At 56.7% G+C, this 24,010-nt stretch carries 18 protein-coding genes and 1 tRNA gene; 6 read left to right on the top strand and 13 right to left on the bottom strand.

The genetic code is table 11. The features are described 5' to 3' along the window. Positions 1-2: 2 nt before the first annotated feature. From JF535_RS08835 to JF535_RS08820, 4 genes are all read right to left on the bottom strand, one after another. Positions 3-1,691 (bottom strand): GMC oxidoreductase, encoded by a 1,689-nt coding sequence (locus JF535_RS08835; protein ID WP_207001304.1) that lies wholly within the window; start codon positions 1,689-1,691, stop codon positions 3-5. A gap of 10 nt (positions 1,692-1,701) precedes the next feature. Then, a complete protein-coding gene (locus JF535_RS08830) occupies positions 1,702-2,229 on the bottom strand; it encodes a gluconate 2-dehydrogenase subunit 3 family protein (protein WP_207001302.1) in 528 nt (175 codons plus the stop codon). Positions 2,230-2,232: 3 nt separating this feature from the next. Continuing rightward, positions 2,233-3,756: a tryptophan halogenase family protein gene (locus JF535_RS08825; protein ID WP_207001300.1), complete on the bottom strand. Its 1,524-nt coding sequence runs from the start codon at positions 3,754-3,756 to the stop codon at positions 2,233-2,235. 69 nt (positions 3,757-3,825) lie between these two features. Continuing rightward, on the bottom strand, positions 3,826-7,350 hold the full coding sequence (locus JF535_RS08820) for a TonB-dependent receptor (protein WP_207001298.1): 3,525 nt from the start codon (positions 7,348-7,350) through the stop codon (positions 3,826-3,828). A gap of 469 nt (positions 7,351-7,819) precedes the next feature. Between JF535_RS08820 and JF535_RS08815 the strand changes: the two genes are divergently transcribed. The 4 genes from JF535_RS08815 (at position 7,820) to JF535_RS08800 (ending at position 12,610) form a co-directional block, all read left to right on the top strand. Then, positions 7,820-8,812: a sugar kinase gene (locus JF535_RS08815; RefSeq protein WP_207001296.1), complete on the top strand. Its 993-nt coding sequence runs from the start codon at positions 7,820-7,822 to the stop codon at positions 8,810-8,812. 29 nt (positions 8,813-8,841) lie between these two features. Continuing rightward, positions 8,842-11,223 carry an alkaline phosphatase D family protein gene (locus tag JF535_RS08810; protein WP_207001294.1) on the top strand — a complete coding sequence of 794 codons (2,382 nt, stop codon included), beginning with the start codon at positions 8,842-8,844 and terminating at the stop codon, positions 11,221-11,223. 91 nt (positions 11,224-11,314) lie between these two features. Continuing rightward, positions 11,315-11,938 (top strand): SOUL family heme-binding protein, encoded by a 624-nt coding sequence (locus tag JF535_RS08805; RefSeq protein WP_207001292.1) that lies wholly within the window; start codon positions 11,315-11,317, stop codon positions 11,936-11,938. 72 nt (positions 11,939-12,010) lie between these two features. After that, positions 12,011-12,610 (top strand): class I SAM-dependent DNA methyltransferase, encoded by a 600-nt coding sequence (locus tag JF535_RS08800; RefSeq protein ID WP_207001290.1) that lies wholly within the window; start codon positions 12,011-12,013, stop codon positions 12,608-12,610. 43 nt (positions 12,611-12,653) lie between these two features. Here JF535_RS08800 and JF535_RS08795 read toward each other — a convergent pair whose 3' ends face one another. Then, entirely contained in the window at positions 12,654-13,145 is a 492-nt protein-coding gene (locus tag JF535_RS08795; protein WP_207001288.1) for a BLUF domain-containing protein, read from the bottom strand. A 104-nt stretch (positions 13,146-13,249) separates the two neighbouring features. Further along, positions 13,250-15,091 carry a cation:proton antiporter gene (locus JF535_RS08790; protein WP_207001286.1) on the bottom strand — a complete coding sequence of 614 codons (1,842 nt, stop codon included), beginning with the start codon at positions 15,089-15,091 and terminating at the stop codon, positions 13,250-13,252. 235 nt (positions 15,092-15,326) lie between these two features. Here JF535_RS08790 and JF535_RS08785 point away from each other — a divergent pair, with 235 nt between their 5' ends. Beyond that, positions 15,327-15,713 carry a DUF2750 domain-containing protein gene (locus JF535_RS08785; protein ID WP_207001284.1) on the top strand — a complete coding sequence of 129 codons (387 nt, stop codon included), beginning with the start codon at positions 15,327-15,329 and terminating at the stop codon, positions 15,711-15,713. Positions 15,714-15,795: 82 nt separating this feature from the next. Here JF535_RS08785 and JF535_RS08780 read toward each other — a convergent pair whose 3' ends face one another. The 4 genes from JF535_RS08780 to JF535_RS08765 all read right to left on the bottom strand — a co-directional run bounded on the left by JF535_RS08780 (position 15,796) and on the right by JF535_RS08765 (position 19,651). Continuing rightward, on the bottom strand, positions 15,796-16,800 hold the full coding sequence (locus tag JF535_RS08780) for a M14 family metallopeptidase (RefSeq protein ID WP_207001281.1): 1,005 nt from the start codon (positions 16,798-16,800) through the stop codon (positions 15,796-15,798). Further along, complete coding sequence (locus JF535_RS08775; protein WP_207001280.1) at positions 16,790-18,235, bottom strand: glutamate-cysteine ligase family protein; 1,446 nt, start codon at positions 18,233-18,235, stop codon at positions 16,790-16,792. Before JF535_RS08775 ends, JF535_RS08780 begins: the two co-directional genes overlap by 11 nt. 647 nt (positions 18,236-18,882) lie before the next feature. Next, positions 18,883-18,970, bottom strand: a tRNA-Ser gene (locus JF535_RS08770). Positions 18,971-19,090: 120 nt separating this feature from the next. Further along, positions 19,091-19,651 (bottom strand): nitroreductase family protein, encoded by a 561-nt coding sequence (locus JF535_RS08765; protein ID WP_207001278.1) that lies wholly within the window; start codon positions 19,649-19,651, stop codon positions 19,091-19,093. 312 nt (positions 19,652-19,963) lie between these two features. On the opposite strand from JF535_RS08765, the gene JF535_RS08760 reads away from it, so the two are divergent. Continuing rightward, a complete protein-coding gene (locus JF535_RS08760) occupies positions 19,964-21,358 on the top strand; it encodes an adenylate/guanylate cyclase domain-containing protein (protein ID WP_207001276.1) in 1,395 nt (464 codons plus the stop codon). Positions 21,359-21,387: 29 nt separating this feature from the next. Here the strand turns inward: JF535_RS08760 and queF are convergent, their stop codons facing one another. Genes queF through JF535_RS08745 form a run of 3 tightly spaced genes read right to left on the bottom strand, consistent with a single transcriptional unit; the run spans position 21,388 to position 23,990 of the window. Continuing rightward, positions 21,388-22,215, bottom strand: coding sequence for an NADPH-dependent 7-cyano-7-deazaguanine reductase QueF (queF, locus tag JF535_RS08755; protein ID WP_207001273.1), 828 nt, complete (start codon positions 22,213-22,215; stop codon positions 21,388-21,390). A gap of 39 nt (positions 22,216-22,254) precedes the next feature. After that, on the bottom strand, positions 22,255-23,028 hold the full coding sequence (locus tag JF535_RS08750; RefSeq protein ID WP_207001271.1) for an ABC transporter permease: 774 nt from the start codon (positions 23,026-23,028) through the stop codon (positions 22,255-22,257). After that, positions 23,025-23,990, bottom strand: coding sequence for an ABC transporter ATP-binding protein (locus JF535_RS08745; protein WP_207001270.1), 966 nt, complete (start codon positions 23,988-23,990; stop codon positions 23,025-23,027). The genes JF535_RS08750 and JF535_RS08745 overlap by 4 nt, the downstream gene beginning before the upstream one ends. Positions 23,991-24,010: the final 20 nt, after the last annotated feature.

The raw sequence follows: 24,010 nt of genomic DNA, 5'->3' as shown, positions 1-24,010 counted from the left end.
CTTTAAAGATATCCTTGCTTCAACTGTTGGTCTGCAAAGTCCACAGCCCTTGCGGTAAACGCCATAAATGTAACGGAAGGATTCACACAGGAGCCGGAAGAAAACGCTGAGCCATCGGTCACAAACAGGTTTTTCACATCGTGACACTGATTCCACTTATTCAGGTAAGAGGTCTCCACCGCCCGCCCCATACAGGCGCCACCCATTTCGTGAATGGCAGAGCCAGGTAGTGCCTCGCCCTCAAATGGCCGGATATCGACCAGCCCCGCCACCTTGAGCATTTCCGCGGCAGTCTCACTCATATCCCGGATCATCGCTTGTTCATTACTGGTGTAAGCCACATCCATCACCAGCAACGGCATTCCCCACTGATCTCTCTTACTCTCATGCAGATAGACGCGATTATCCCGCTTGGGCAGACTTTCCCCAAACCCCCACATACTGAAGTACCAGTTTCCCGGCTGACGCACCCGCGCCTTGAATGCCTTACCGATACCTTTGGCCGACTTGGCCCACTGCCAGCTCGCGCGGCTCGCAGCGCCCTGAAATCCGTAGCCCCGTTCAAACGCACCGTGCGTTTCGTTGATATTGCGGAAGCGCGGAATATAAATACCACCAGGGCGGCGCCCCTTGTAATAATCTCCAAGATAACCGGGCATCATACCGGATGCCCCACCACCACCGCAGTGATCCATAATGTAGCGGCCGAGGACATCGAATCGGTTGCCGATCCCGTAGGGAAACACTTTCGATTTGGAGTTCAGCAATATCTGGACGGAGGCCAGTGTGGAGGCACACATAAAGACCACCCGCGCCCGTACCCTCTTGCGCTCCCCAGACCGCATATCCACATAGGCGACACCGCTGGCTCGGCCACTTGCCTCATCGTAGATCACTTCCTGTACCTGGGCATTCGCAACCAATGTCAGGTTACCGGTGCGCTCAGCCGCCGGCAGGGCCGCCGAGTTCGAAGAATAATAGGCACCAAAAGAGCAGCCCCGCGGACACTCACTGCGGGCCTGGCACTGTACCCTGCCCAGTTCCAGGTGTTGCTTTGCTGGCTGGGTAAGGTTGGCAACCCGCGCAGGAATAAAATGGCGATCCGGGAATGCCCGTTCGATTCTCTGCTTCATATCCCGCTCGACAATATTGAGCGGCTGCGCCGGTAGAAACTTGCCATCGGGCAGTACATCCAGGCCCTCATAGCTCCCGGAGATACCAACGAAGGGTTCAACCTGGTCATACCAGGGTTCAATGTCTTCATACCTTACTGGCCAGTCAACGCCATTGCCGTCGAGCTTGTTCGCCTCAAAGTCCAGCCTGCTCCAGCGGTAACTCTGCCGGCCCCAGATCAGGGACTTGCCGCCAACTTTGCTGCCGCGATACCAAACAAAGGGCCTCTTCTGCTCGTACGGGTGATCCTGATCGTTGATCAAGTGATGCCGAGTGTAGTCACTGTAGATGTAGACATCCTTCTGAATATACTGCTCGGCCTTAAGCTCCTCTGGCACATCACCACGGAACGGCATTTGCCAGGGCGCCTTCCCTTCCGTTTTGTACTGACCATGCTTGACCATCTCGCCGCGGTCCAGCACCAGGGTGCGATATCCCTTCTCGCAGAATTGCTTGGCCGCGTACCCACCGCTCATACCGGAGCCAACGACGATGACATCAAATTCACGATTACGCATATCAGCTTTCTTACAGCCAGGCTCGGCCAACTTCCGCCAGCTTTATTTCTTTATAAGGTCCTGGAATAGGGTCGTAACCTAGAGCCTGGGTAGCGCCGGCCTGAGAGGTATAATAGCCAATCACTACCAATTCCTTCAGCTTCTTAAACGTGGAATTCTCTTGGTCCGTATCAAGTCGATCATCCAGATCCTGAATCACGGCAAGTTGTCGATCGACCGAAAGCGTCAGGAATTCCTGCATGGAGCCCGTCATACCATGCAGCCCCAGAACGAACTGTTGAGCTTGCCTTGCCGGCAGAAAATCGTGTAGATAGAAATCGATGTAGTCGGCCACACCTACTTGACTTGCCGACGGCGTATCAGTTTCTGGAATGATGGTATCCGCAATTCTGCTCACATAGCTCAGTTCAATATCCCTTAGGAACCCGGTTGACTGGCCACTAAATTTCAGAGCGCTCTCCAGGGCGGCCACATCTAGTGATGGGACACTACACCCGAGAATAGCGGACATACCCAGCAGGAAATCTCTTCTATCCATTGTTCACACCGATAGATGCTCGTCATTGCGTGCCATAGCTTCGAGTGCCTCGCCATGCGACGCATGGTTTAACGCACATCGACTAAAAAAGCCCCTGAACTTATCGAGGTCAATTTTCGAAATCTCTTCGGCGGTCGGCTGGCTCAAGGAGTCTGAATGGGGGAACAGTCCCATTCCGCAAAGAATGTAGTGCCATGAATGGTTGCTGTAGGCACCGTCGATTTTCAAGTGTTTCAGCAAACCGGGAAGATCCCCGTTATCAAACCAGCAATTAAATACCGCACTGACTGCTTTACTCGCAGGTCCGGGCTTTTCCCGGTTATCGATCCAGTAATCCGAATCACTACGACTATTCGTTAGGAAGTGCACCGAGATGTAATCCCTGACATCATCGTAACTCTTATTCACCGCACGATTGAAAATCTCCCGGAACTCGTCACCCGTATTCCCATCCTTAAACGCGTGAATAAACCGCGTCAGCGTCTGCTGCGTTAATGCAAGTGACGTCGCCTCCAGTGGCTCAATGAACCCTTGCGATAAACCAACAGCCACGCAGTTCTTTACCCAGTGTGCCTGCCGCCGACCGATCCGCATTTCCAGATGCCGGGCCTCTACGGACAAACCTGCCCCCGCATGAGCACGCAGCTCTTCCTCAGCATCCTCACGGCTCTGATACCGGCTACTGTATACGTAGCCGTACCCAACACGGCTTTGCAGTGGTATTCGCCATGCCCAGCCGCAACTCAACGCCGTCGACACCGTCTCACAGGATGGCTCTCGTTCTGCTGGCATGGCCAGCGTGACTGCACTGTCATTCCAGAGAGTTTGTGCATAACTCAAAAACGGCGTATCCAATGCATCACCAATTAACAACGCAGCAAAACCGGAACAATCAATAAACCAGTCACCCGCAAAGCGTTGACCTGCCTCATCGATGACTGCCGCGATCTCTCCCTCCGGGGTCCGCTCCGCTTCAAGGATCAACGCATCCTGGTGCAGCACTCCCCGTTCTAGGGCTGTTCGCTTCAGGAATTTGGCAAGCAACCCGGCATCGAAGTGATATCCGTACTGCACCTCAAACGGAAAGTGGTAGGGCGTAACCGGTGAAAGCTTCCGTTCGGCAAGATAGTGGTTGTAGGCGAAGACATCCGGGTGCGCATGAACATCTTTACCTGCGCGTCGCAGGTGCGAATTGTGGATGAGTGCTTTGGCGTGGTCGCGGTCAAAATGGCTGAAAAATGGATGAAAGTAACTTTCATACCCCGGCTTCTCAGACCAGCGGTCAAAGGTAATCCCGGTTTTATAGGTCGCACTGCACGCGGGCATCCAGTCTGATTCGGCAATATCCACGTCATCGAAAAATGTCTTCAATGCCGGGGTAGATCCCTCACCGACGCCAATGATTCCGCGCTTACTGGACTCGATTAATTCGATAGACCAGGTATCTCCCATTGCTTTTTGCAGCATCAGCGCGGACATCCAGCCAGCGGTACCGCCGCCAACAATGATCAATTTCTTTTTTTTCATAAGCAAAAAAGCCGCGCCTGTTTCCAGGCGCGGCCCAATCAAGATGACAAATGTACAACTGTGAGAGAGTTAGAAGCGCGCCTGGATACCAAAGCGGTAGAAAGTGCCGGTTTTGTACTCTTCCGCGGTGCGTCCTTTGTAACCACCATCAAGCGGGTTCCCCTCGTCAAAGGCAATCAGGTTACCGTTTTCATCCGGAAGCTGGATAAAGCGGCTGGTGTAGTAGTGGCGAACCTTCTCATCGGTCAGGTTAACTGCGTTGAAAGACAGGGTTACATTATCCGTCAGCGCGTAGCTTGCGGAAAGATCCAGCGTGCCGCGACCTTCCTGCCACAGCGAGCCATTGTCCCACACACGTCGAGCTAACTGGTCAGAAGTGCCCTGATAAGCCAGGCGCAACTGGTGGCCATTCATCTCCCAGAACACGGTCGCGTTATAGCTGTGCTCCGGCGTGTAGGCTACCGGCAGTTCAGGCAAAATCAGGCTGGGATCCAGGGAAGAAACTTCCTGATCGTAGGCACTATCCTGATAGGTGTAGTTAAACATAGTACCCAGCCCTGCGAATACGCCCGGAAGCATGTCGTAGGTTTGGGTGTACTGCAGCTCTACACCTCTAATTTCGGCACCCTTACCGTTGGTGACGCTGGTGGTCTGGAACTTGGCACAGAGGTCCGTCAAGTCGTCGGAGTGCAGCCAGTCTTCATCGTATTCCGCAACACCCTCGATACGGCGGGGCATACAGCCTTCAAGATCACCGGCGGTCTTGACCAAGTCCGCCGTATCGTAAGGCTGGGCATTCTCGTCCAGACCCAACTCACGCAGATCGTCCATGTAGGTCACGATAGTCTGCGACTCCTCGAAGTTGGTCATATCCTTATAGAACAGACCCGCGGCGAGCATGGAGTTTTCTGCGAAGTACCACTCAAACGACAGATCCAGGTTATTGGACTCGAGAGGATCAAGCTTGGTGTTGGTCAAAGTAATCGCGTTGCCGGTACCGTTTTCGTCGGTCCAAACGGTTTCCCGAACTTTGAAGCCCGGGCGCAGTGAGTCGATCTGCGGGCGTGACATGGTTCTGGACACCGCGAAGCGGCCAACCATCTCATCGTTGATTACGTAGTTCAGGTTCAGGCTCGGCAGCAACACGTTGTAATCATGTTCGCCGGTTACCGCGAAGGAGCGCAAGCTACGATCTTCTGCAATTGGGTTGCCATCGGCGTCGCGAGCACCGTAGATATAGTTGGACTCGGTCGATACATCGGAATGACGCCACAACATGTATTCGTTCATGTTGCCACGCACCGCAAACTCGTCGTAACACGGGCCCTGCGCAGCGATGGGTGTGTCATCAGAGCGGTCTGCAGTACCTTTGGTATCCCAACCCAAGCCGTCTACACGTGACCAGCGCAGCTCTTCCTGGTTCTGCGGGTCACCACCAACGTTGCCCTCATCGATATCCGGAGTCGAAGGATCATCCAGAATGATCGGGTTGCCGTAGTCGAGTACTGGCGCACAAGCTGGGTTAGAGCTGTCTCGCAGATCACGCAGGGTAAACACATCCATAACTCGGCCGAGGTTGCCGGTACTACTATGGAAATTCACACCGGAATAGCCGCTGGTGTCCACGGTGGTATTCACGTAGCGCAGACCAATGTCACCGCTCAGCGCTTCATCCAGGAACGAGAAGTTGGCTTTGAAGTACAGCGCTTGCGTATCCAGCTCTGCTGAGCGGGTTTCGGTATCGTCGGGGATGAATTCCGCCGCCGGATTGTTCAACGCAACTTCAAACGCACGCTCCGCGGAAATAGTTTGCCAGCCGTCGGTCACATTGTTGCGGTCATAGCCCAGGGAGCTCATGAAATCGTCAACACCAAGGTCACCATTGGTGATAAAGGTACCGTCGATATCAGTAATACCCTCAACAATGGTATAGGTCTGTCCGGTCTCAGGGTCGGTAACAATGACACCTTCGCCGATGGAGTTGAACTGACCTGCCTGGTTGTCGACGTACTTTTCCCGGGACGACGCTTTAGCACCAAATTCAAGCTTGTGCACACCGGCGAAATCTACATCCCAGTCCACATCAAAGTAGGCGGCCTGCTGGGTGTCTGAAACCTCGCGCACGGTACGAGAAAGGAAAGAAACATGTTGCGCGGCAAGGTCATCCGGGTTGAAACCCGTGGTCGAAGAGTTGTCCCACAGCGCGTTGGGGTCAGGGTGCAGTACGGCACCGTAGTCTACAAAGCCTTCACCAGCAACCAGATTACATTTACCGGAAGTACAATCGTAGCCGACAGGCTCGGCTTCTCCGGGAGGCGCGAAGCGAGTCAACCACGCATTAACGCGGCGATAGTTCTGCATGTTTACATACAGTGCCTGATCCGGAATTTCTTCTGCTTTCGAATAATTCACACCACCGCTGACCACAACGGAATCATTCAGCTCATGATTCACATCCAATGAGAAAATACGGTTTTCATTGGTGAATTTATTTTCCGCCTGCGACAGGTCACCCAGGGCACTGCGGTTCAGGTATTTGGTAAACGTGCGGGTGTCAGAGTTATAAGTGTGCCATTCCTCTTGGGGGTCGGTCCAGGAAGCCGGGCCAGTCCAGAGGTAGTCCTCCCCTTCCACCATATTGTTGTACGTCCAGAAATCGCCGGCACGGGTCTTGACCTCGTGCATGGTGCTGTCGATGTCCTGCTTGTTCCAGCTCAAGTTGGCGTTTACTTCTGTCGCGTCGGTTGCCGCCCACTGCAGGCCAACATTCACACCCTGGCGGTCGCGGTCATTCTGATGCAGCTGCATCTTCGTGTTGTACGGCACCAAGCCGGTAACATCATTAACGATATTGCCATTTTGGTCGGTGGCACGCTGGGAGGTTCGGGAAATCCAGTTTTCCTGGACGAACTGGTCTTTACGAACCGAGTTGGTCTCGTCAAATGCGGTAACCAGTACGCCGAAGGTGTTGTTCAGGAACTTGCCCGAGTAAGAAACGGAGGCCTTGTGATCTTCTTTTTCGGAGAGGTCGTTGTAACGCCCCTGACCAGTGAGATTCAGACCTTCGTTGACTTCCAGCGGCTTGGCGCTGACCAGATTCACGTTCGCGCCCAGAGAACCTTCGTCATGGTCCGCACTGGGTGTCTTGACGACTTCGATCTTGGAAAGAATGTCCGCAGAGTAGGCAGACAGGTCCACCGCCTGGCTGAATCCGGTAGAGCCAAGCTGCACACCGTTCAGACTGATGTTGTTCTGCTGCGCATTGGCGCCACGCACGGTAATGGTGGTGCCCTCACCGTCAGAAGTCTGTGCGGAAACCCCGGTCACACGGGACAGCGCTTCTGCGATGTTCTGGTCGGTGGTTTTGCCGATGTCTTCGGCATTGATCGTGTCTTTGATGTTGCCGCCGTAGCGCTTGTCATCAATAGACTTCTCGATACTCGCGCGAATACCAGTCACCTGAACTTCTTCAAGTGCTTCGTATTGGCTTTGGTCTTCTGTTTCCTGCGCCATTGCCTGGCCGCTGCAAACGGACAATACAGCAACTGACAGTGCAGACATACGGAAGCGATTACGTACAGTGGACGTAGACATGGCTATCTCTCTCCATCGGATCGCATTTTTATTATCAATTCGGCATTCACCAATACCGCTAGTGGCGCCGCCCCTAGATTTCGAAAGAAGACCCAATTGTTAGGTTGTGGGGTTTCTTCCATCGATGGCTCAATCATCCACCAACCCCGGAAACCATGTCAACTGTTGATTGTTAACAATTTTAATCCGTTGTTTAATGTGTGGTGAAAGGGGCGTCAGCCGTCCGATCGCGCCGATCCGAGCGTCGATCTTTTAAATTATTGTTTTGTAATGATTTTTTTACGAACCACTACTTTTTTCGCAGCCCGTTGTTGACAATTTACAAGGTCACTCTGAGGGAGTAAAGGTGCAAGCCCCCTCCTCCCGGGCACTCGCCGCAGACAAGACCTGACCTTTCTGTCATTACTTCATTTAATGGCACAAATTGTCCCAGATGGCGGGTATAAGGCAACGTATAAAGGTGACTGATATGACAGATCTGGTAATTCTGGGAGAGAGCATGGTGGAGTTCAGCCAGCGTGGGCCCGGGTTGTTCCAGCAGTCGTTTGCGGGCGATGTACACAGCGTGGCGGTGTACTTCAAGAGGCTGGCCAGTCCCGGTGACCGGGTGCGCCTGATGACGGCGGTGGGCCACGATGCGGCAAGCCTTGGGTTGGTGGCTGCCCTGAAGCAAGAATCCATCGATACCTCACTGGTATTCCGCCACCCTACCCGCCAGCTGGGTCTCTATATGGTGAACACCGATAGCGAGGGCGAGCGCGGCTTCAGCTACTGGCGCTCAGACTCTGCGGCCCGCGAGGTGATGCCACTATTTCGCGAGTCCACGCACGTAGCCGGCGATGGCGGGTACCTGCCCTGCGGTATCGCTCCTGGCCCGGACCTGTTCTTTTTCAGCGGGATTTCGCTGGCCGTTTTGAGCCCCGGTACGCGCCCCGCCTTCTGGGAGCTTGTGGAGCAACTGCACAGCGCAGGCACCCGCATCGTATTTGACCCCAACTATCGTCCCAAGCTGTGGACCTCGGCCAAAGAGACCCGAACGGAGTATGCGCGGGCATTTGAGTACGCACACCTGGCACTACCGGGTATCGAGGATCTTGAGGTGCTGTACGGGGTAAAAGACTTTAGGGGTGCGTGTGACTTCCTGCAAGGGTTTGATATTGAGGAGCTGGTCATCAAAGACGGCCCCAATGGCGTCTGCTATCGCGGCCCTTTTGAGCGCTTTGTGGAACCGATTACGCCGGTTGAACGGGTGGTGGATACCACGGCCGCTGGGGATTCGTTCAATGGCTCCTATCTCGCCTATCGCAGCCAGGGCTTGAGCCCGCGTGCCGCCATTGCCCGGGCGGCCAAGGTCTCTGCGCTGGTCATTCAACACCAAGGGGCGTTAATGGATTCCGCGGTATTCAATCGCGCCTTGGTCAAACGGACCACACGGGCCACCCCCGAACTCATCGGACAGTAAACCCATTCAGATAGACGGAATCCTGGCCAATGAAAAGAAGAAGCTTTCTGAAACTCGGCTCCAGTGCCGCCCTCGCACCAGCCATCTCCCCTTCCCTTGCCGTAGCCATGGCGGCGGCGCGCCCGAAGCTGGTGGAGACCACACCGCTTGGCCGTCTGCCAAGTGGCACCCAACACTGGCTGGGCGGCCACCTGTGGGGCAACCGCCTGCAGGATTGGCATTGCAACAACGGGCGCCTGGAGTGCCTGCAGGGCGACAAAACCTATGAGGTGCGAACTGCCGCGATCCTGACGCGGGAACTGGCGAACACGCACAAGCCTGGTCGTATTCGCGCTCGCGTGGGTTTACTGACACCCAATACCAGGGGTTTCTGCGGCTTCCTGTTGGGTGTTGGCGCCGGCAAACTGGATTACCGGGGGGCGGCGCTGGCACAGCGTGCGGGCGGCACCAATGGCGGTTTTATGGCGGTACTGGATGAAAGCGGTAATCTCGGCTTCCAGGATTTTTCCGACCAGGACAACAGCATGGGATTTACCCGCCTGGAGCGGGAAGACAGTGTGAGTATCTCGCAAGTCGGCCAGCGGAAAATCCAGCTGGACTGCCATATCGACCCGGTGGAAAACGGCCGCTTTGATGTGCGACTGGTGGCGAGCGATGCACAAAGTGGCGAGGAGTTCGGCTTTGCGGTGCGCACCGAGGTGCCGGCAGAACAATTGACCGGCGGCATCATGCTGGTTTCTTCTCCACCTACCGATGCCGCCGGTGCCCGCTGGTGGTTCAGTGATATCGAAACCGGTGGCGACAAGGTCACAGCCCATCCGGACCGTAAACTCGGCCCGGTAATGGGCTGTATGCACAGCCTGAACTGCAGCGGCAAACAGGCGGTGCTGAAACTCTCCACCCAGTTCATGCCGATTGATCTCGCGGCCAATTCCAACGCGGTTCTGGAATACCGCGCAGTAGGCCAACAACAATGGCAGACAGGTGCCGAGCGCCCGATCAAGGATGGTTATGTTGCCGCGTTCCGCATTGCCGGCTGGGACGCCAGTAAAGATCACGAATATCGCGTCCGCTTCGCAGGTAGTGCACAAGCGCTTTACTCTGGAACCATTGCTCGCGATCCAAGCCAGTCTCGCCCGCTCAAGATCGCGCTCTACTCCTGCATTATCCCTACGGCAAAAAGCCTCGACGAGCCGGCCTACACCAAGCTGATTCCCGAAGAGCGAATCCTCGGTCGCTACACCGAAGACAACATTTTCTTTCCCCACAATACGCTGGTTTCCCATTGCGACACCCACCAACCCGACCTGTATGTATTCGCCGGGGATCAGTACTACGAAACGTACCCCACCCGCTACGGCCGCGATACACCCCAGGCCAAGCTGGATACCCTGTACCGCTGGTACCTGTGGTACTGGACCTTCCGTGAATCCGTGCGCAACCGTCCATCGATTTTGCTGGTGGATGACCACGATGTCCTGCAGGGGAACCTGTGGGGCAACAAGGGCGATGCCACCGGCGGCCCCCGCGAGGAGGATGGTGGTTTCAAGCACGACATCGAACTGGTGAAAATGGTGTACCGCATTCAAAGCAGCCATACGCCGGACGCCTACGACCCAACGCCTATTCGCCACGGGATCCCGGTGACCTATGCGCACTTTGTTTACGGCGGCACCAGTTTTGCGATGGTCGAGGACCGAAAATTCAAATCCGCGCCCGACTACGAGGCGGACCGGTTGACGGTTACGGGCGAGTTACTGGGCCGCCGGCAGGAGCAATTCCTGCGGGACTGGGCGAGTATGGACCCGGGCCTGCCAAAAATCTGCCTGACGGCCTCTATCTGGGGTTCACCGCAGACGGATGAGGAAGGCAATGGATTGGTTGACTACGACGCGAACTGTTATCCGCCCGATGGCCGCACCCGCGCAGTGCAGTTGGTGGAGGATGCCAAAGCGCTGGTGCTTGCGGGTGACCAGCACCTCGGGCTGGTGGCGCGGCAATACAGTGGCGCTTTTCCGGTGGGCGATGAAAATGCGGGTGCGCTGTTTTTCTCCGGGCCGGCATCGGCGGCGTTCTGGCAACGCTGGTTTGAAGGCTTGGGAAAACTCGAAAACGCCATGGGAGACGATCCCAATACGGGACACTTTACCGATCCATTCGGCAACAACATGCGCGTATTGGCGACAGCGAATCCGAAGATTACCCATGCAGAATTCAGCGATGACAATACGACTTGGGGCAAATTTGTCGCCGACCGCAATCTGAAGAGTGAGGGATACGGAATTGCGGTGGTGGATCACGCAGAGGGGCAGTATCGATTGGAATGCTGGCCGTGGAATGCAAACCCGGCGCGGGACCGGCAGTTTGCCGGTTGGCCGCAAAAGCATCCGATTGAAGTATTGAGAAGTTAACTCAAAAGGCGCAGCCCTGTCCGTCAGCTCGCACTCCAGCAGCAAACTCTATACTCTGGATTAAACACGGGAAAAACTGGCAGAACCACCAATGGCTATACGTTTTCTGGGACTGTGGCTGACATTGTTTGCGGGGTATGTAATGGCGACAGAGGAACCGCAATACACGGTCACCGAGCAGGCTGAACCGTTCGAGCTGCGCACCTACCAACCACGCATTGTGGCGGAAGTGGTGGTGAGCGGCGCCATGGACGAGGCGTCGAGCAGGGGGTTTCGCCTGCTGGCAAACTACATCTTTGGCAATAATACGGCGCGCAGTGGCGGCAGCCAGAAGATTGACATGACCGCGCCGGTGGGTATGGAGCCACAGTCAGAAAAGATCAGCATGACGGCACCGGTCAGCATGCAGGAGAACGACGGCCAATGGCGTGTTTCGTTCGTCATGCCCAGCAGTTACACCATGGATTCCCTGCCCCGCCCGAATAATGCCGCGGTTTCCATTCGCGAGATTCCCGAAACAAGCTACGCGGTTATCCGCTTCTCCGGACTGGCGGGTGCGAAACGGGTTGCAGAAAAAACGGCAGACTTGCAGGCCTGGCTGCAGGAAAAAGGGCTGCGCGCAACCAGCGCACCAGAACTTGCCCGCTACAACCCGCCATGGACACTGCCTTTCTTGCGCAGGAATGAAATCATGGTGCAATATCAGCCGCAATAACGCCAAGCCTCCATCCCAATACATTCGGCTGGCCTGGTGCCCCTTGGCGATGCAATAAAAAATGGAGCGGGAATGCCTGAGAAAACATGGGGCGATTATGCCGAGAGCTGGGACAGTAATGACGCGGCGATCGACTATGCGCAACATGCCTTTGAGTCGCTGGCACCGTTGCTGGCAGCCATCGATGATGGCACGGCCCGGGTACTGGATTTTGGTTGCGGCACCGGACTGCTGACGGAGAAGCTCTCACCGCGAGTCGGCACTATCTTTGCGCTCGATCCCTCCGAAAAGATGATCGCCGTACTGGAGGCCAAACAGCTGGCCAATGTTGAGACGATTACATCCCTGCTATCGCCAGACCTCATTAGCACCAATGCGCGATTGCACAATCGGTTCGACCTGATTGTTGCCTCTTCCGCGCTCGCCTTTGTGCCGGACTACCCGCACACCGTCCACTTGCTGGCGTCCCTGCTCAAGGACAATGGCTACCTGGTGCAATGGGACTGGCTACTGGAAGATGGGGACACGGGCCCGGGGTTTACCGAAGCAGAGCTGCACACCTCCTTTGAGCTAGCGCAACTCACCGACATTCAGGTAACCCGGCCTTTCAGTATGCAAATGGAAGGCACCCGTCTGCCGGTGGTGATGGCTGTGGGCATAAACCGTCGCTGAAGTGCGGCCGGGCCTTACCCCCCCCCTGCTCCCGGCCGAACAATCAACCAAATAATCTGCGCAACCAGAGTGGCCCAAAACCGGTTTTTTGCACCTGCCCACCCACATCGCCCTGCTGCTGAAACAATGCGACCAGGGCCTCCGCTTCTTCTTCCTGAAACTTGAGCGGCTCAAAGCGCTGGTAACCGCGCGCGCGGATAAACTGCCGCACCGCCTCTTCCGCGGGAACGTATTTCATCGACCAGTCGGCAAACAGGCGCTTGGGTACGGTTTTCAGTGAAAGAATGGTGACTTCACTGTGGCGGGAATCTGCCGTGATCCGCTGATAGGTCCGGTTTACTGCGACGCGATCGCCCTCCAGGGCCTGGAAGAAATAGCCATCGCCAAAATACAACACCCCGCCAATATTGGCTTCGGTATTGTTTTTCCGGCTTTGCATCAGGATGCGGCCAACCGATGGCTCAACCCCCTGCTGAACCGGTGCTGGCTCAAATGCGGCGCGGCTGGCATACACCAGTCGAATCAATTCACTCATATCAATAGGTCACTGCAGCTGTTGTTATTCGCAATGAGTACGCACCAATCAACCATCTGGATCAATGGCGCCGCCTATCCATACAAACTTGATCTATTACGAACTTAGCCCGCCGCACCCACCTCCGTGCCGGAGGACGGCATCTGCGGCGCCTCTGGCGCAATCAGGCTCACAACCTGCCAATCCGCACCGAGCTCAAACTCATGGGAAACGGTATTGATATGAATCTTGCCCCGTGGATCGACCGCATACAGGCGCGTTGCGCGGTTGCCATAGGTTTCTTTGTAATCGTCAATGGTGAATTCATCGGTCAGGCGCGTGGTGCGGATGGTTGCGCCCTTGGCCACCAGGCTCGCGAGACGGCCGTAAGTGGCGTTTTCGGAGAATAGTTCCAGCTTCTTCGCATACTCTTCCGATACTTTATGGCTGGCCCGGCCCTCCTGCGTACTGTCGCTTAACCCGAGTACCGAGCCATCCCCCAGCACATGCTCAAAGTGGTAGGCCACCAGCGGATTCAGCTGTCGGTACGGCGAGAGCATGAGCACCTTGCCGGTGCTAGATAAATCCATGGTCAGGCTGGCGTGCTCCGAGATGGGGTTACCGTAATAAGTCGGTATATTTGCCATGCGCGCTTCACGGATGGCATCCCAGTTGGTATCGGCAACACGCACGGGCACCCCCTTGTCCAACAGGTCTTTCGCCAACAAGCGGGCGAACCGGCCTCCGCCGAAAATCAGAAACCCGTTGGGGTAAGGCGCCCGCACGTCCAGCAATTTTGCGACGGTTTTCGACGTCAGGCTCTGAACCACCACGGTGGCAATGATGACGAGAAACACCATCGGCACCAGCAATTCCGACTTGGGTAAACCAAAGGATTCCATCTTCAGGGCAAACAGCGCGGAAACTGCCGCGGCCACAATCCCGCGCGGCGCAATCCAGCTCAACATGGCCAGCTCACGCCAGTTCAACCCAGAGCCCGGCGCCGACAGAAACACCGAGAGCGGGCGGGCGATGTACATAATGGCCCCAAGGACCAGCAACGCGCCCCACCCCAACTGGCCCAGGGTGAACAGCTCCACCCGCGCCGCCAGTAATATGAACAGGGCGGAAATCAACAGGACGCTGAGGGTTTCCTTGAACTCAAGGATGTCGTCCACATCCAGGTCTTTCATATTGGCCATCCAGATGCCCATCACAGTGACCGTGAGCAGACCGGATTCGTAGGCCATCAAGTCGGAGGCCGCGTACGCCCCCAGCATTAATGTGAGTACGGCAGTATTGCGCAGGTAGTGCGGCACCCAGTTATTGCGCAACAGGGTGCCGAGGAAATGCCCCATCAGGGCACCGAGGCCAAACCCGATTAGCACCACCTTCAGCAACAGAATGAGCGAATGCTCAAACGGATTTTGTGCCGCAACGATATATTCGTAGACCAGCACCGCGAGCAGCGCGCCAATGGGGTCAATGACGATACCTTCCCAGCGCAGTATGTTGGAGATGCGAGCATTCGGGCGCACGGTGCGCAACATGGGGACAATCACCGTAGGCCCGGTCACCGTAACAATCGCGCCAAACAGTGCCGCCAGTTGCAGGGGCATACCGAGCACGTAATAGGCGGCCGGGGTGGCGATCAACCAGGTAACCAGGGCACCCAAAGTACACAGGTTACGCACCATGCTGCCGTGCCCGGCGAGATCGGATAGCTTGAGGGTAAGCGCACCCTCGAACAGGATGATGGCCACGGCCAGCGAAACCAACGGGAACAGTAAATCGCCGAATAGCGCATCCGGATCGAGAACCCCGGTGATGGGCCCCAGCAGCAGCCCTGCCAACAACAGGGGCAGGATCGCCGGCAGCCGGAGCTTGAAGGCCGCAAACCGGCACGCAATCGAGACGATCCCAACCATGACCAGAACTGCCATGGGATTCGAGAGGAAGGGTTCCATAAAAGATCTTTACCGATTGCGTTGGGGGCGGGTTCGGGTTGGTGTGCAGGCGGCCAGCTCGGGCAGCGTATCGCACAGCACACCCTCAATAAGAATACCAGAGTATCAACGTGCGCCATGGCGCCGCACTTCCCCGCGGTTCACTCGACCGCCAGGACATCACAAAGGTCAAACACCCGGTTAAAAAACACGTAAAATGGTCACTCTAGTCCTCCTCAAGATAGCGAGCTGAACCATGAGTACCGACGACCTGAAAGCAATCCTCGACCTGGACTGTGAAGCCCGCTACGAATACTTCCTGGACCTGGTGGGTGAAGAGCGCGAGATCTGGATTCTGGTCAACAGTGATGAGCACTTCCTGAAACTACACTCCGAAGATCAGGGCGGCTTTGAATACCTGCCGATCTGGCCCAGTACCGAGTTTGCCGAGGCATTTGCTACCGAGGATAGCGACCTGCAGCCACGCAGCGTTGCCCTGCCCCAGTTCCTGAACCGATGGCTTCCCGGATTGAAAAAGGATGGTATCGAAGTGGGTGTGTTTCCCGGCGCAGACGACAGTGTGTGGATTACCGAGCCGGCCGACCTGGAGCAGGACCTGCGAGACGAATTGAACCGCTTTTGAATTTAGGGCTGAACATCGGCCCTAGACTCCACCCGGAGCTCCGTCATAGGGCTCCGTCATATGGTTTCGTTATAGGGCTCCGTTATAGGGCTCCGTTATAGGGCTCCATCAGATATCCAAGGGAATCCTCACGCGCCACTTCCCGGACCGTGGTAAACATGGACGGAATCAAATCCTGCAATGCGATCACCTTGCCACCCTGAAAACCCAGGTATTTCTCGGTTACCAGCCTGTCGTTGTTATCCAGCACCGCGAGCTGGGGTCCATCGCGGCGGGCATAGGCGATCACACTGCCGCGCTCGATGCGCTGGAAGTTGAAGTGATCAAACGCGCGCATAAAAGAGAAATCCTTCCCGGAGTGCGCCTCAAACTCGAAGTCGAAGTCGCAGTAATAAGGCACTTTCAGGCGAGCAACCGTCTGGTAAATGCGGCAATCTTGCGTCGACGATTCGCCTCCCCCCACGTTCAGCAGCAGCCTCTCCAGATAGTGGTAGAGATGCGTTATTCCCTCGGGTAACCCCGGCAGCCCGCACTCCAGCGTGACAGACGGGCAAACCTTGGCAAACGCGTTCGAATTCACCTCATGGGGCTCGGTAAAGTAAATCACGATATCGGTAAACCCTTCCGCCAGCCGCAGAAATTCCGGCGAAGTCCGATTAACGCAGGCGTAATATGGGTTGCGTCCGGTGGTGTTGTGAATGTCGACATTGGCGATCACGCCCTGCTCGCGTGCATAGCCCAGCACTTCCCGAGCCATACGCGCCTCCGGACTCTCGCCCCCACCCCAGATGCGGTTGAAATCTGGCTGGCCGGGAAGATGCCTGACACCCACTGCGGCAGCCTCAATATTGCCAAAAAAAACCAGTAAGGAACGCGGCAACCGGCTGCGGTATTCTTTCAACAGCCGCTGCAGTGCGAAGAAACCGGTGGTTTCGTTACCGTGCAGCAAGGTGCTGATCATCAGTGGCTCGCGGACATCCCCTTTCAACGCGAGCAGCGTCGGCCCGTCAAACACTTCCCGCAATCTGCTCGGGTGGTCAATATCGAAAAAAGAATCCGGCAGAGCCTCGAGAAAATTAAGCTTCACTCTTCCATTCATGCACCGGAATATCCTGTTTCTGGTGTTGGTAATACTCTTCCAGCAGGCGTTGGAAATTGGCGCCGTGCGTATTGATGTAGGCCCGCTGCCAGTTAGAGCCGTTCTGACCCGTCAGTACCCGCGGGCGGATAATTCTCGTGATGTACTTGTAGATATCGTCTCGGTCGACACCGAGGGATTCCAGCGCCTCTTCCGTGGGACCGATCAATTCGTCCAGCACCAGCCGCTGCAGGTTCCACACTTTGCCATCGATCCATTCGATCTCGGCATTCAGGCCGTACTTGCAGGCCTGGAAGAAATTCCGTTTCACGGCGGCAAACGACAACCGGTCTTCAGGCACCTCGGGAATCCGTGCGAGATAGGTTGCCAGCCCGAGGAAAAACGCGGTATTGGCGACAACATCTGGCATGGAGGGCCCAGATGATGGAACCCGGTGCTCGATACGCAGGTGCGGCGTACCGTCACTGTCGATGCCAATCAGCGGCCGGTTCCAGCGCCAGATAGTGCCGTTATGCAGACGTAGGTGGCTGAGCTCCTCCGGGGTGCGATCGTAGTTGTCTGGTAGCAGTACCGGGTAGCCGTCCAGGTTTTCCAGAAACAGCTCCAGCAGCGACTCGCGAACATAACCGTTACCTAGGGAGACCCGCTTGGCCACGGAGCCATCCAGATTGCGGAAGCTCCCGAGGTTGACCGCCTGCTCGAAGATCGGAATTCGGGTTTCGCTCCAGAGCGCCTTGCCGTAAAGAAACGGAGAGTTGGCTGCGATCGCCGCCATAAACGGTGAGGCAATGGTGGAGGCATTGAAAAAACGCTTGCCCTCGGCAAGCGCCACCTGCAGGTGCACCTGTACCGAAGTCGCCGCCGCCTCGAGCATGATGTCCGGGTGGGAAACCCTCAGCACTTCCTTGCCTTCCAGGGACAGTACCGCCGGTTGATTACGCCGCAGTTCCATCACCCGGTTGTTCAGCGCAAAGTAGCGCTTGCTGGGATAGATATGCTCTAGCGTAAGCATATTGGCGCGGATGGTGGGTAGAGAGCCGATGGCGATGGCGCGAAGCCCCATGGACTCGGCCTGCCGGGTGCAGGTCTGCCAGAGTGTGGACAGGCTCCGGTTCAGATCGCTGAAAACCGTTTTCCGGATCGGCGCCGGAATACTGTTCAGCTCGAAGTTGAAGCGCGAGATCTCCGGCACCACCAGCTCATCGTTGACCTGCGCAAGAAACCCCTCACTCGCCGGCGCAGGGACGAAATCACTGTCTGTAAGCCAGCCCTCCAGTTCGAGCCCACACATGGGACTCTCCGGCACCTCGAAACGCTCCTGCTGGAACCAGCGGTTGAGGATGTTGGTCTCCGTACGCAGACGGCGCCGAAATTCCTTTTCGTCCGCATCGCTGAATTCGGTGCTGGTAATTTCCTGGCCCATAGCCGCCTCCCGGCCATTTCGCGGTTGATATTGGAATCAATACAACTTTTAAAACACCTACTGCCAGCATACTGCAAAGGCTCTGGAGAGGAAGGCTACTGACAGGCCAAATATCGCTTAAGTGTCGCTTTACTGATCTAGATCAACCGGCGCGTGCTTGATCGCCAGTTTCTTAACTACTCGCTGCCGAGTATGCACACACTCATTAGCGTTGCTTTGCAGTCGGGCCAGCCGCACAGCAACGATTGAATCAGCCACTCCTCCAGAACCGGCTTTTTGAGATGAAGAAGATGCTCCAGACTCCGGTCGGGATGGACTTGAAACACGCTATGGCGTGTTTCAACCCTGCGGGCTCGGCTTTGCCTCGGTCTCAACTCGCTGGCGCGAGTTGATCGAACCGGAGGGTTCTCACCCGACCTCAGCGTCGTTTAACGAAAAAGCCCGGCTTATAACCGTTATTGAGCGGGCTTTTGACTCCGGTCGGGATGGACTTGAAACACGCTATGGCGTGTTTCAACCCTGCGGGCTCGGCTTTGCCTCGGTCTTAACTCGCATGCGCGAGTTAATCGAACCGGAGGGTTCTCACCCGACCTCAGCGTCGTATACAAAAAAAGCCCCATGCTTTCGCATGGGGCTTTTTTTGTATATGGCGGTGAGGGAGGGATTCGAACCCTCGATGCCTTTCGACATACACACTTTCCAGGCGTGCTCCTTCGGCCACTCGGACACCTCACCAAATTGTCTTGCTAATCAGTAACATAGCTCCCAATCAGCGAGCGCGCACTTTACAGAAAGGTGGCGGTGGGTGCAAGTATATTTCGGAATTTTCCGCCACTTGCGCCCAATGTGCAGCGATCAGTCGCCTGTCCATTCCGCAAAGAAATCCCCCACTGCCAGCTCCGGTGCCGGGCGGGGGGGCTTTTTCGGGGTGCCCATGTAGATGAAGCCGCTGATTTCTTCGTTGCCGGCCAGCCCCAGAGCGTTTGCGACCACCCGGTTTTCGGCGAGCGCCCCCGTACGCCAGTAGGCGCCCACGCCTTCGGCAAACGCTGCGGTCAGCATGGCCTGAACGGCACCAGCGGTGGACATGCGCTGCTCCTCAAAAGGCACCTTGGGGTGCTCTTGCAGACGGGTGATGGCCACGAGGATCAGTGGGGCCCGCAGGGGCATGGCGAGTGTGCGCTCACGTTGGGGGCCACTCAGGGGGGCATCGGCCTCGCTGGCCTGAAGGTAGATTTCTCCAATCCGGTTGCGGGCCTCGCCCTCCACCACTAGGAAGCGCCAGGGGCGCAGGTTGCCGTGGTCGGCGGCACGCAGTGCAGCGCGGAAAATGGCCTCCCGTTGCTGGCGGCTTGGGGCAGGTTCCGTCAACCCGCCGACAGATACCCGGTTGTGCAGAGCCTCCAGCGCGTCCATAGATCTTCTCCAGTTAATAAGCAGCCTTTAGAACTCCCTTTCAGGGACGTGGAATTCTACCGCAAATCTTGGAACGAATATTGTGGTACGACCGTTCAATTTGAAATTGCGTCCTCTCTAGCCGTCGCATTCACCCCAACATGAGGGTAAACTTTGCGCCTGTCAGTGATCCAAGCCTCGTTATAATAAAAAACTTCTGAGGCACTGTCGTACGCAGCCAGAGCAAGTGCGCCGTACACCAGTGACTGATGGGGACGAGAAGAAAACAACATGCTCCCGGATCCACACCGTTACCGATAAGACCCAGCGTTCATGCAGAATCAGCCAGAAGAAACCGGCGGGCGCCCGCAAGACTCCCGCTATCCAATCTATTTCCGTGCCCTGATCTGTTTTGCGGCCTCCGGCACCCTGTTAAGTAGTGTCAACTGGTCCGCACAGCTCTCGAAAGGTGCGCTGCTTCAGCTCGCCATGGCGGCGCTGCTGCTGGCCTATATTCCCGTTGCCCACCATATTGCGCGGCGCAGCATTCCAGAAAATTCGGCCAAGATTCGCCGCTGGCTTGCATTTACCGATGCCCTCTTGATTGGCATGGCGATGGCCATGGCCAACTTCAGCCTGCTGCCCAGCTTGCTCTTCATCACCATGGTGCAGTTCAACGCCCTGACCCAGGGTGGTGGTCGCAGCTGGTTTGAGCACAATACGGCGATGCTGATCGGCATGGGGGCGGGCTACCTGTTGCACCGCCCGACTTTGGTGGTCAACGCCGACCTCAACATCAGCGCTGCCAGCCTGATCGGCGTATTCACATACTTCTGCTGCTACGCCTTCTACACCCACAAGCAGATAGCCCGCCTGAAGGCCGACAATCTGCAGCTACACAAAGAGCAGCGCACCGCCAACCTGGCCAGCTACAAGCTGTCCCGCTATCTACCCAAGCGTTTGTGGCGCGCCGTGACGACCGGCAAGGAAAAAGAGATCGTCACCGAACGCAAACTGCTGACGGTGTTCTTTTCCGATATCAAGGATTTCAGCCAGCTCACCGAGGAGATGGAGGCGGAAACGCTCACCCGCCTGCTGAATAGCTATCTGACGGAAATGTCCCGCATCGTCGCCCATTACGGGGGCACCATCGATAAATTCATCGGTGATGCGGTGATGGTGGTGTTTGGGGACGACCAGAGCAAAGGTCCCAAGTCCGATGCGCTGCGCTGTGTGGCCATGGCGCTGGCGATGCGTAAACGCGTGCGGGAAATGATGCAGGAGTGGTACGACCAGGGTATCTCGCACCCGCTGCAGATCCGCATGGGGATCAATACCGGTTACTGTACGGTGGGGGTATTCGGTACCGCCGACCACCAGACCTACACGGTGATGGGCACCCACGTAAACCTGGCCGCGCGCCTGGAAAGCGCCGCCGACCCCGGTGAGGTGCTGATCAGCCATGAAACCTGGGCCATGATCAAGCAGACGGTCATGTGTCGCGACAAGGGCCATGTCACTGTGAAAGGTTTCAGCACGCCGGTGAAGGTGTACTCCGTCACCGACCTGCGCAAGAACCTGGGCGGCCAGCAGAGCTACCTGGAAGAACACGCCCCGGGCTTTGCCATGCACCTGGACCTGGACAAGGTGCGCAATTACGACAAGGAAAAAGTGCTGCAGGCGCTGCAAAAGGCGCAGGCCCGCCTCAAGAGCAAGGTCATCATCTAACGCCCCGCCCTACGCCAGTCCCGGCAGCATCACTGCCGGGCAAAACGCCCCGGAAACACAATCTCGCCCGTAGACGTCCGCAGCGGATTGATATCCAGCCCGCCGCGACGGGTATAGCGGGCGCACACCGTCAGCTGTGCAAAATCCGCCAGCTGCTGCAGGTCGCAGTAGATACGCTCCACACAGTGTTCGTGGAAATCCTGATGCTCACGAAAAGAAACCACGTAAGCCAGTACCGAGGCATGGTCGAGCTGCGGACCGCGGTAGGTGATGGAAACGGTGGCCCAGTCGGGCTGCCCGGTTACGGGACAGTTGCTGCGCAGCAGGTGGCTGTATAGCGTCTCCTCAGTCGCCGCGCCCGGTGCCAGCTTCAACAAACCGGCATCCGGCTGATAGACCCGTGTCTCCAGGTCGAGCTTGTCCACGCAGGTTCCCGCTGGAGCCTGCACCGCCAACACCGGGTCCTCTACATCAAACAGGGTCACCGCCACATCACTGCCGGCGGCCGCACTCAGATCTTTTTCCAGCGTTGCGCGCACCGCTTCGGCAGAATCGAATTCCGTCTGGTTGAACGAATTCAAATACAGCTTGAACGACTTGGATTCGATCATCGACGGGCTGGAGGCGGCAAAGCGGAAACGGGCCACCGCCACTTGCGGCACGCCCCTGTGATTCAGCCAGGAAAGCTCGAACCCCCACCACTCGTCGGCGCCGGTAAACGGGAGCGCGGCCCCATCAATCCCCAGTTGCGCGCGCGATACCGAGCGGGGAATCGGGTGCAGCAGCTGCGGGTTGTAGGTGGACTCGTAACGGGTCTCCTGCCCCAGCGGCAGGTTCTGCCAGTCTTCGCGTTGCATCGTCAGCTCCAGTAACCTCGATCTATCAATGACGTACGATTAATGACGCAGCCGCTTGCCGTGACTCATCAGGTGCAGAGCCCAGGCAGACAGCAGCGCAATAAAGGCCAGCACACCGACAAAGGCCCAGCCCACGCTGATATCGGAAACACCGAGCACGCCGTAGCGGAAGGCATTGACCATATACAGAATCGGATTGAGCTTGGACAAACCCTGCCAGAATGGCGACAGCAGCTCGATGGAATAGAACACCCCACCCAGATAGGTCAGCGGCGTTAGCACGAAGGTGGGAATAATCGAGATGTCATCGAAGCTATTGGCGAAGATCGCATTGATAAACCCCGCCAGTGAAAACAGAACCGAGGTCAGGAACACGATCAGTATCGTGAGGCCGATATGCTGCACCGACAGCGAGGTGAACAGCAGCGCGATCAGGGTGACCACCGCCCCCACGATCAGGCCGCGCGCGACCCCACCGAGCACGTAACCCGCCATCACCACCCAGTTGGGCGTGGGCGACACCAGCAACTCCTCCACACTGCGCTGAAACTTGGCACTGTAAAACGAAGAGACCACATTGCCGTAAGAGTTGGTGATCACCGCCATCATGATCAGCCCCGGTACCACAAACTCCATATAGGAGTAGCCGCCCATTTCACCGATGCGGCTGCCAATCAGGGAACCGAAGATCACAAAGTACAGCGACATGGTGATCACCGGCGGCACCAGTGTCTGTGGCCAGATACGGATAAACCGGCGCACTTCCCGGCGAAAAATGGTGGAAAACGCGGTCCAGATTAACGACAGGCTCATGACTGCACCTCCTTGCTTTCACCCTGGTCATCGCCGGCGTTTTGCTGCTTGTTGTCCGCGAGCAGTGAGACGAAAAGCTCTTCCAGCCGGTTGGCGCGGTTGCGCATACTGGTTACCGAAATGTTCTGCGCAGTCAGCAGGGTAAACAGCTCGCTCAGGGACTGCCCCTTGTGCACCGTCACCTCCAGGCTGTGCTCGTCCACCAGGCGACCCTCAAAGTGACCGAAGTCCGGCGCCTCGCTCAGGGATTCGTGCGTATCCAGGATAAACACTTCGCGACTGAGGGTTTTGATCAGGGATTTCATCGAGGTGTTTTCAACGATATCGCCCTTGTCGATGATGGCGATATTGCGGCAAAGGCTCTCCGCCTCTTCCAGGTAGTGGGTGGTCAGGATAATGGTGGTGCCCCGCTGGTTGATCTCCTGCAGGAACTCCCACATGGAACGGCGCAACTCGATGTCCACGCCGGCGGTGGGCTCGTCGAGAATCAGGAGCTTCGGCTCGTGGATCAGCGCGCGCGCGATCATCAGCCTGCGCTTCATACCGCCCGACAGCATACGGGCCTGGGTGCTGCGCTTGTCCCACAGCCCCAATTTGCGCAGGTACTTCTCGGTGCGCTCCTCGGCGAGCTTGCGCGGCATGCCATAAAAGCCACCCTGGGTGCAGACGATGTCGAACACCTTTTCAAACTGGCTGAAATTGAACTCCTGGGGCACCACGCCGAGCTGCTGCTTGGCCCTGGGGAAGTCTTTGTCGATATCGACACCGAAGATAGACACGCTGCCACCGGTCTTGCGCACCAGTGAGCAGAGGATGCCAATCGTGGTGGACTTGCCGGCGCCGTTCGGCCCCAGCAGGGCAAAAAAGTCCCCCGGCTGCACATCAAAGCTGATGCCCTTCAGGGCCTGAAAGCCATTGTCGTACGTTTTCTGCAGGTCGCGAATGGAGAGTGCGGCTGTCATGCTACCAACTGTATTTTCGA

Source organism: Microbulbifer salipaludis (genome assembly GCF_017303155.1).
Classification (GTDB): domain Bacteria; phylum Pseudomonadota; class Gammaproteobacteria; order Pseudomonadales; family Cellvibrionaceae; genus Microbulbifer; species Microbulbifer salipaludis.
This window is presented reverse-complemented; position numbering and strand designations above follow the sequence as displayed.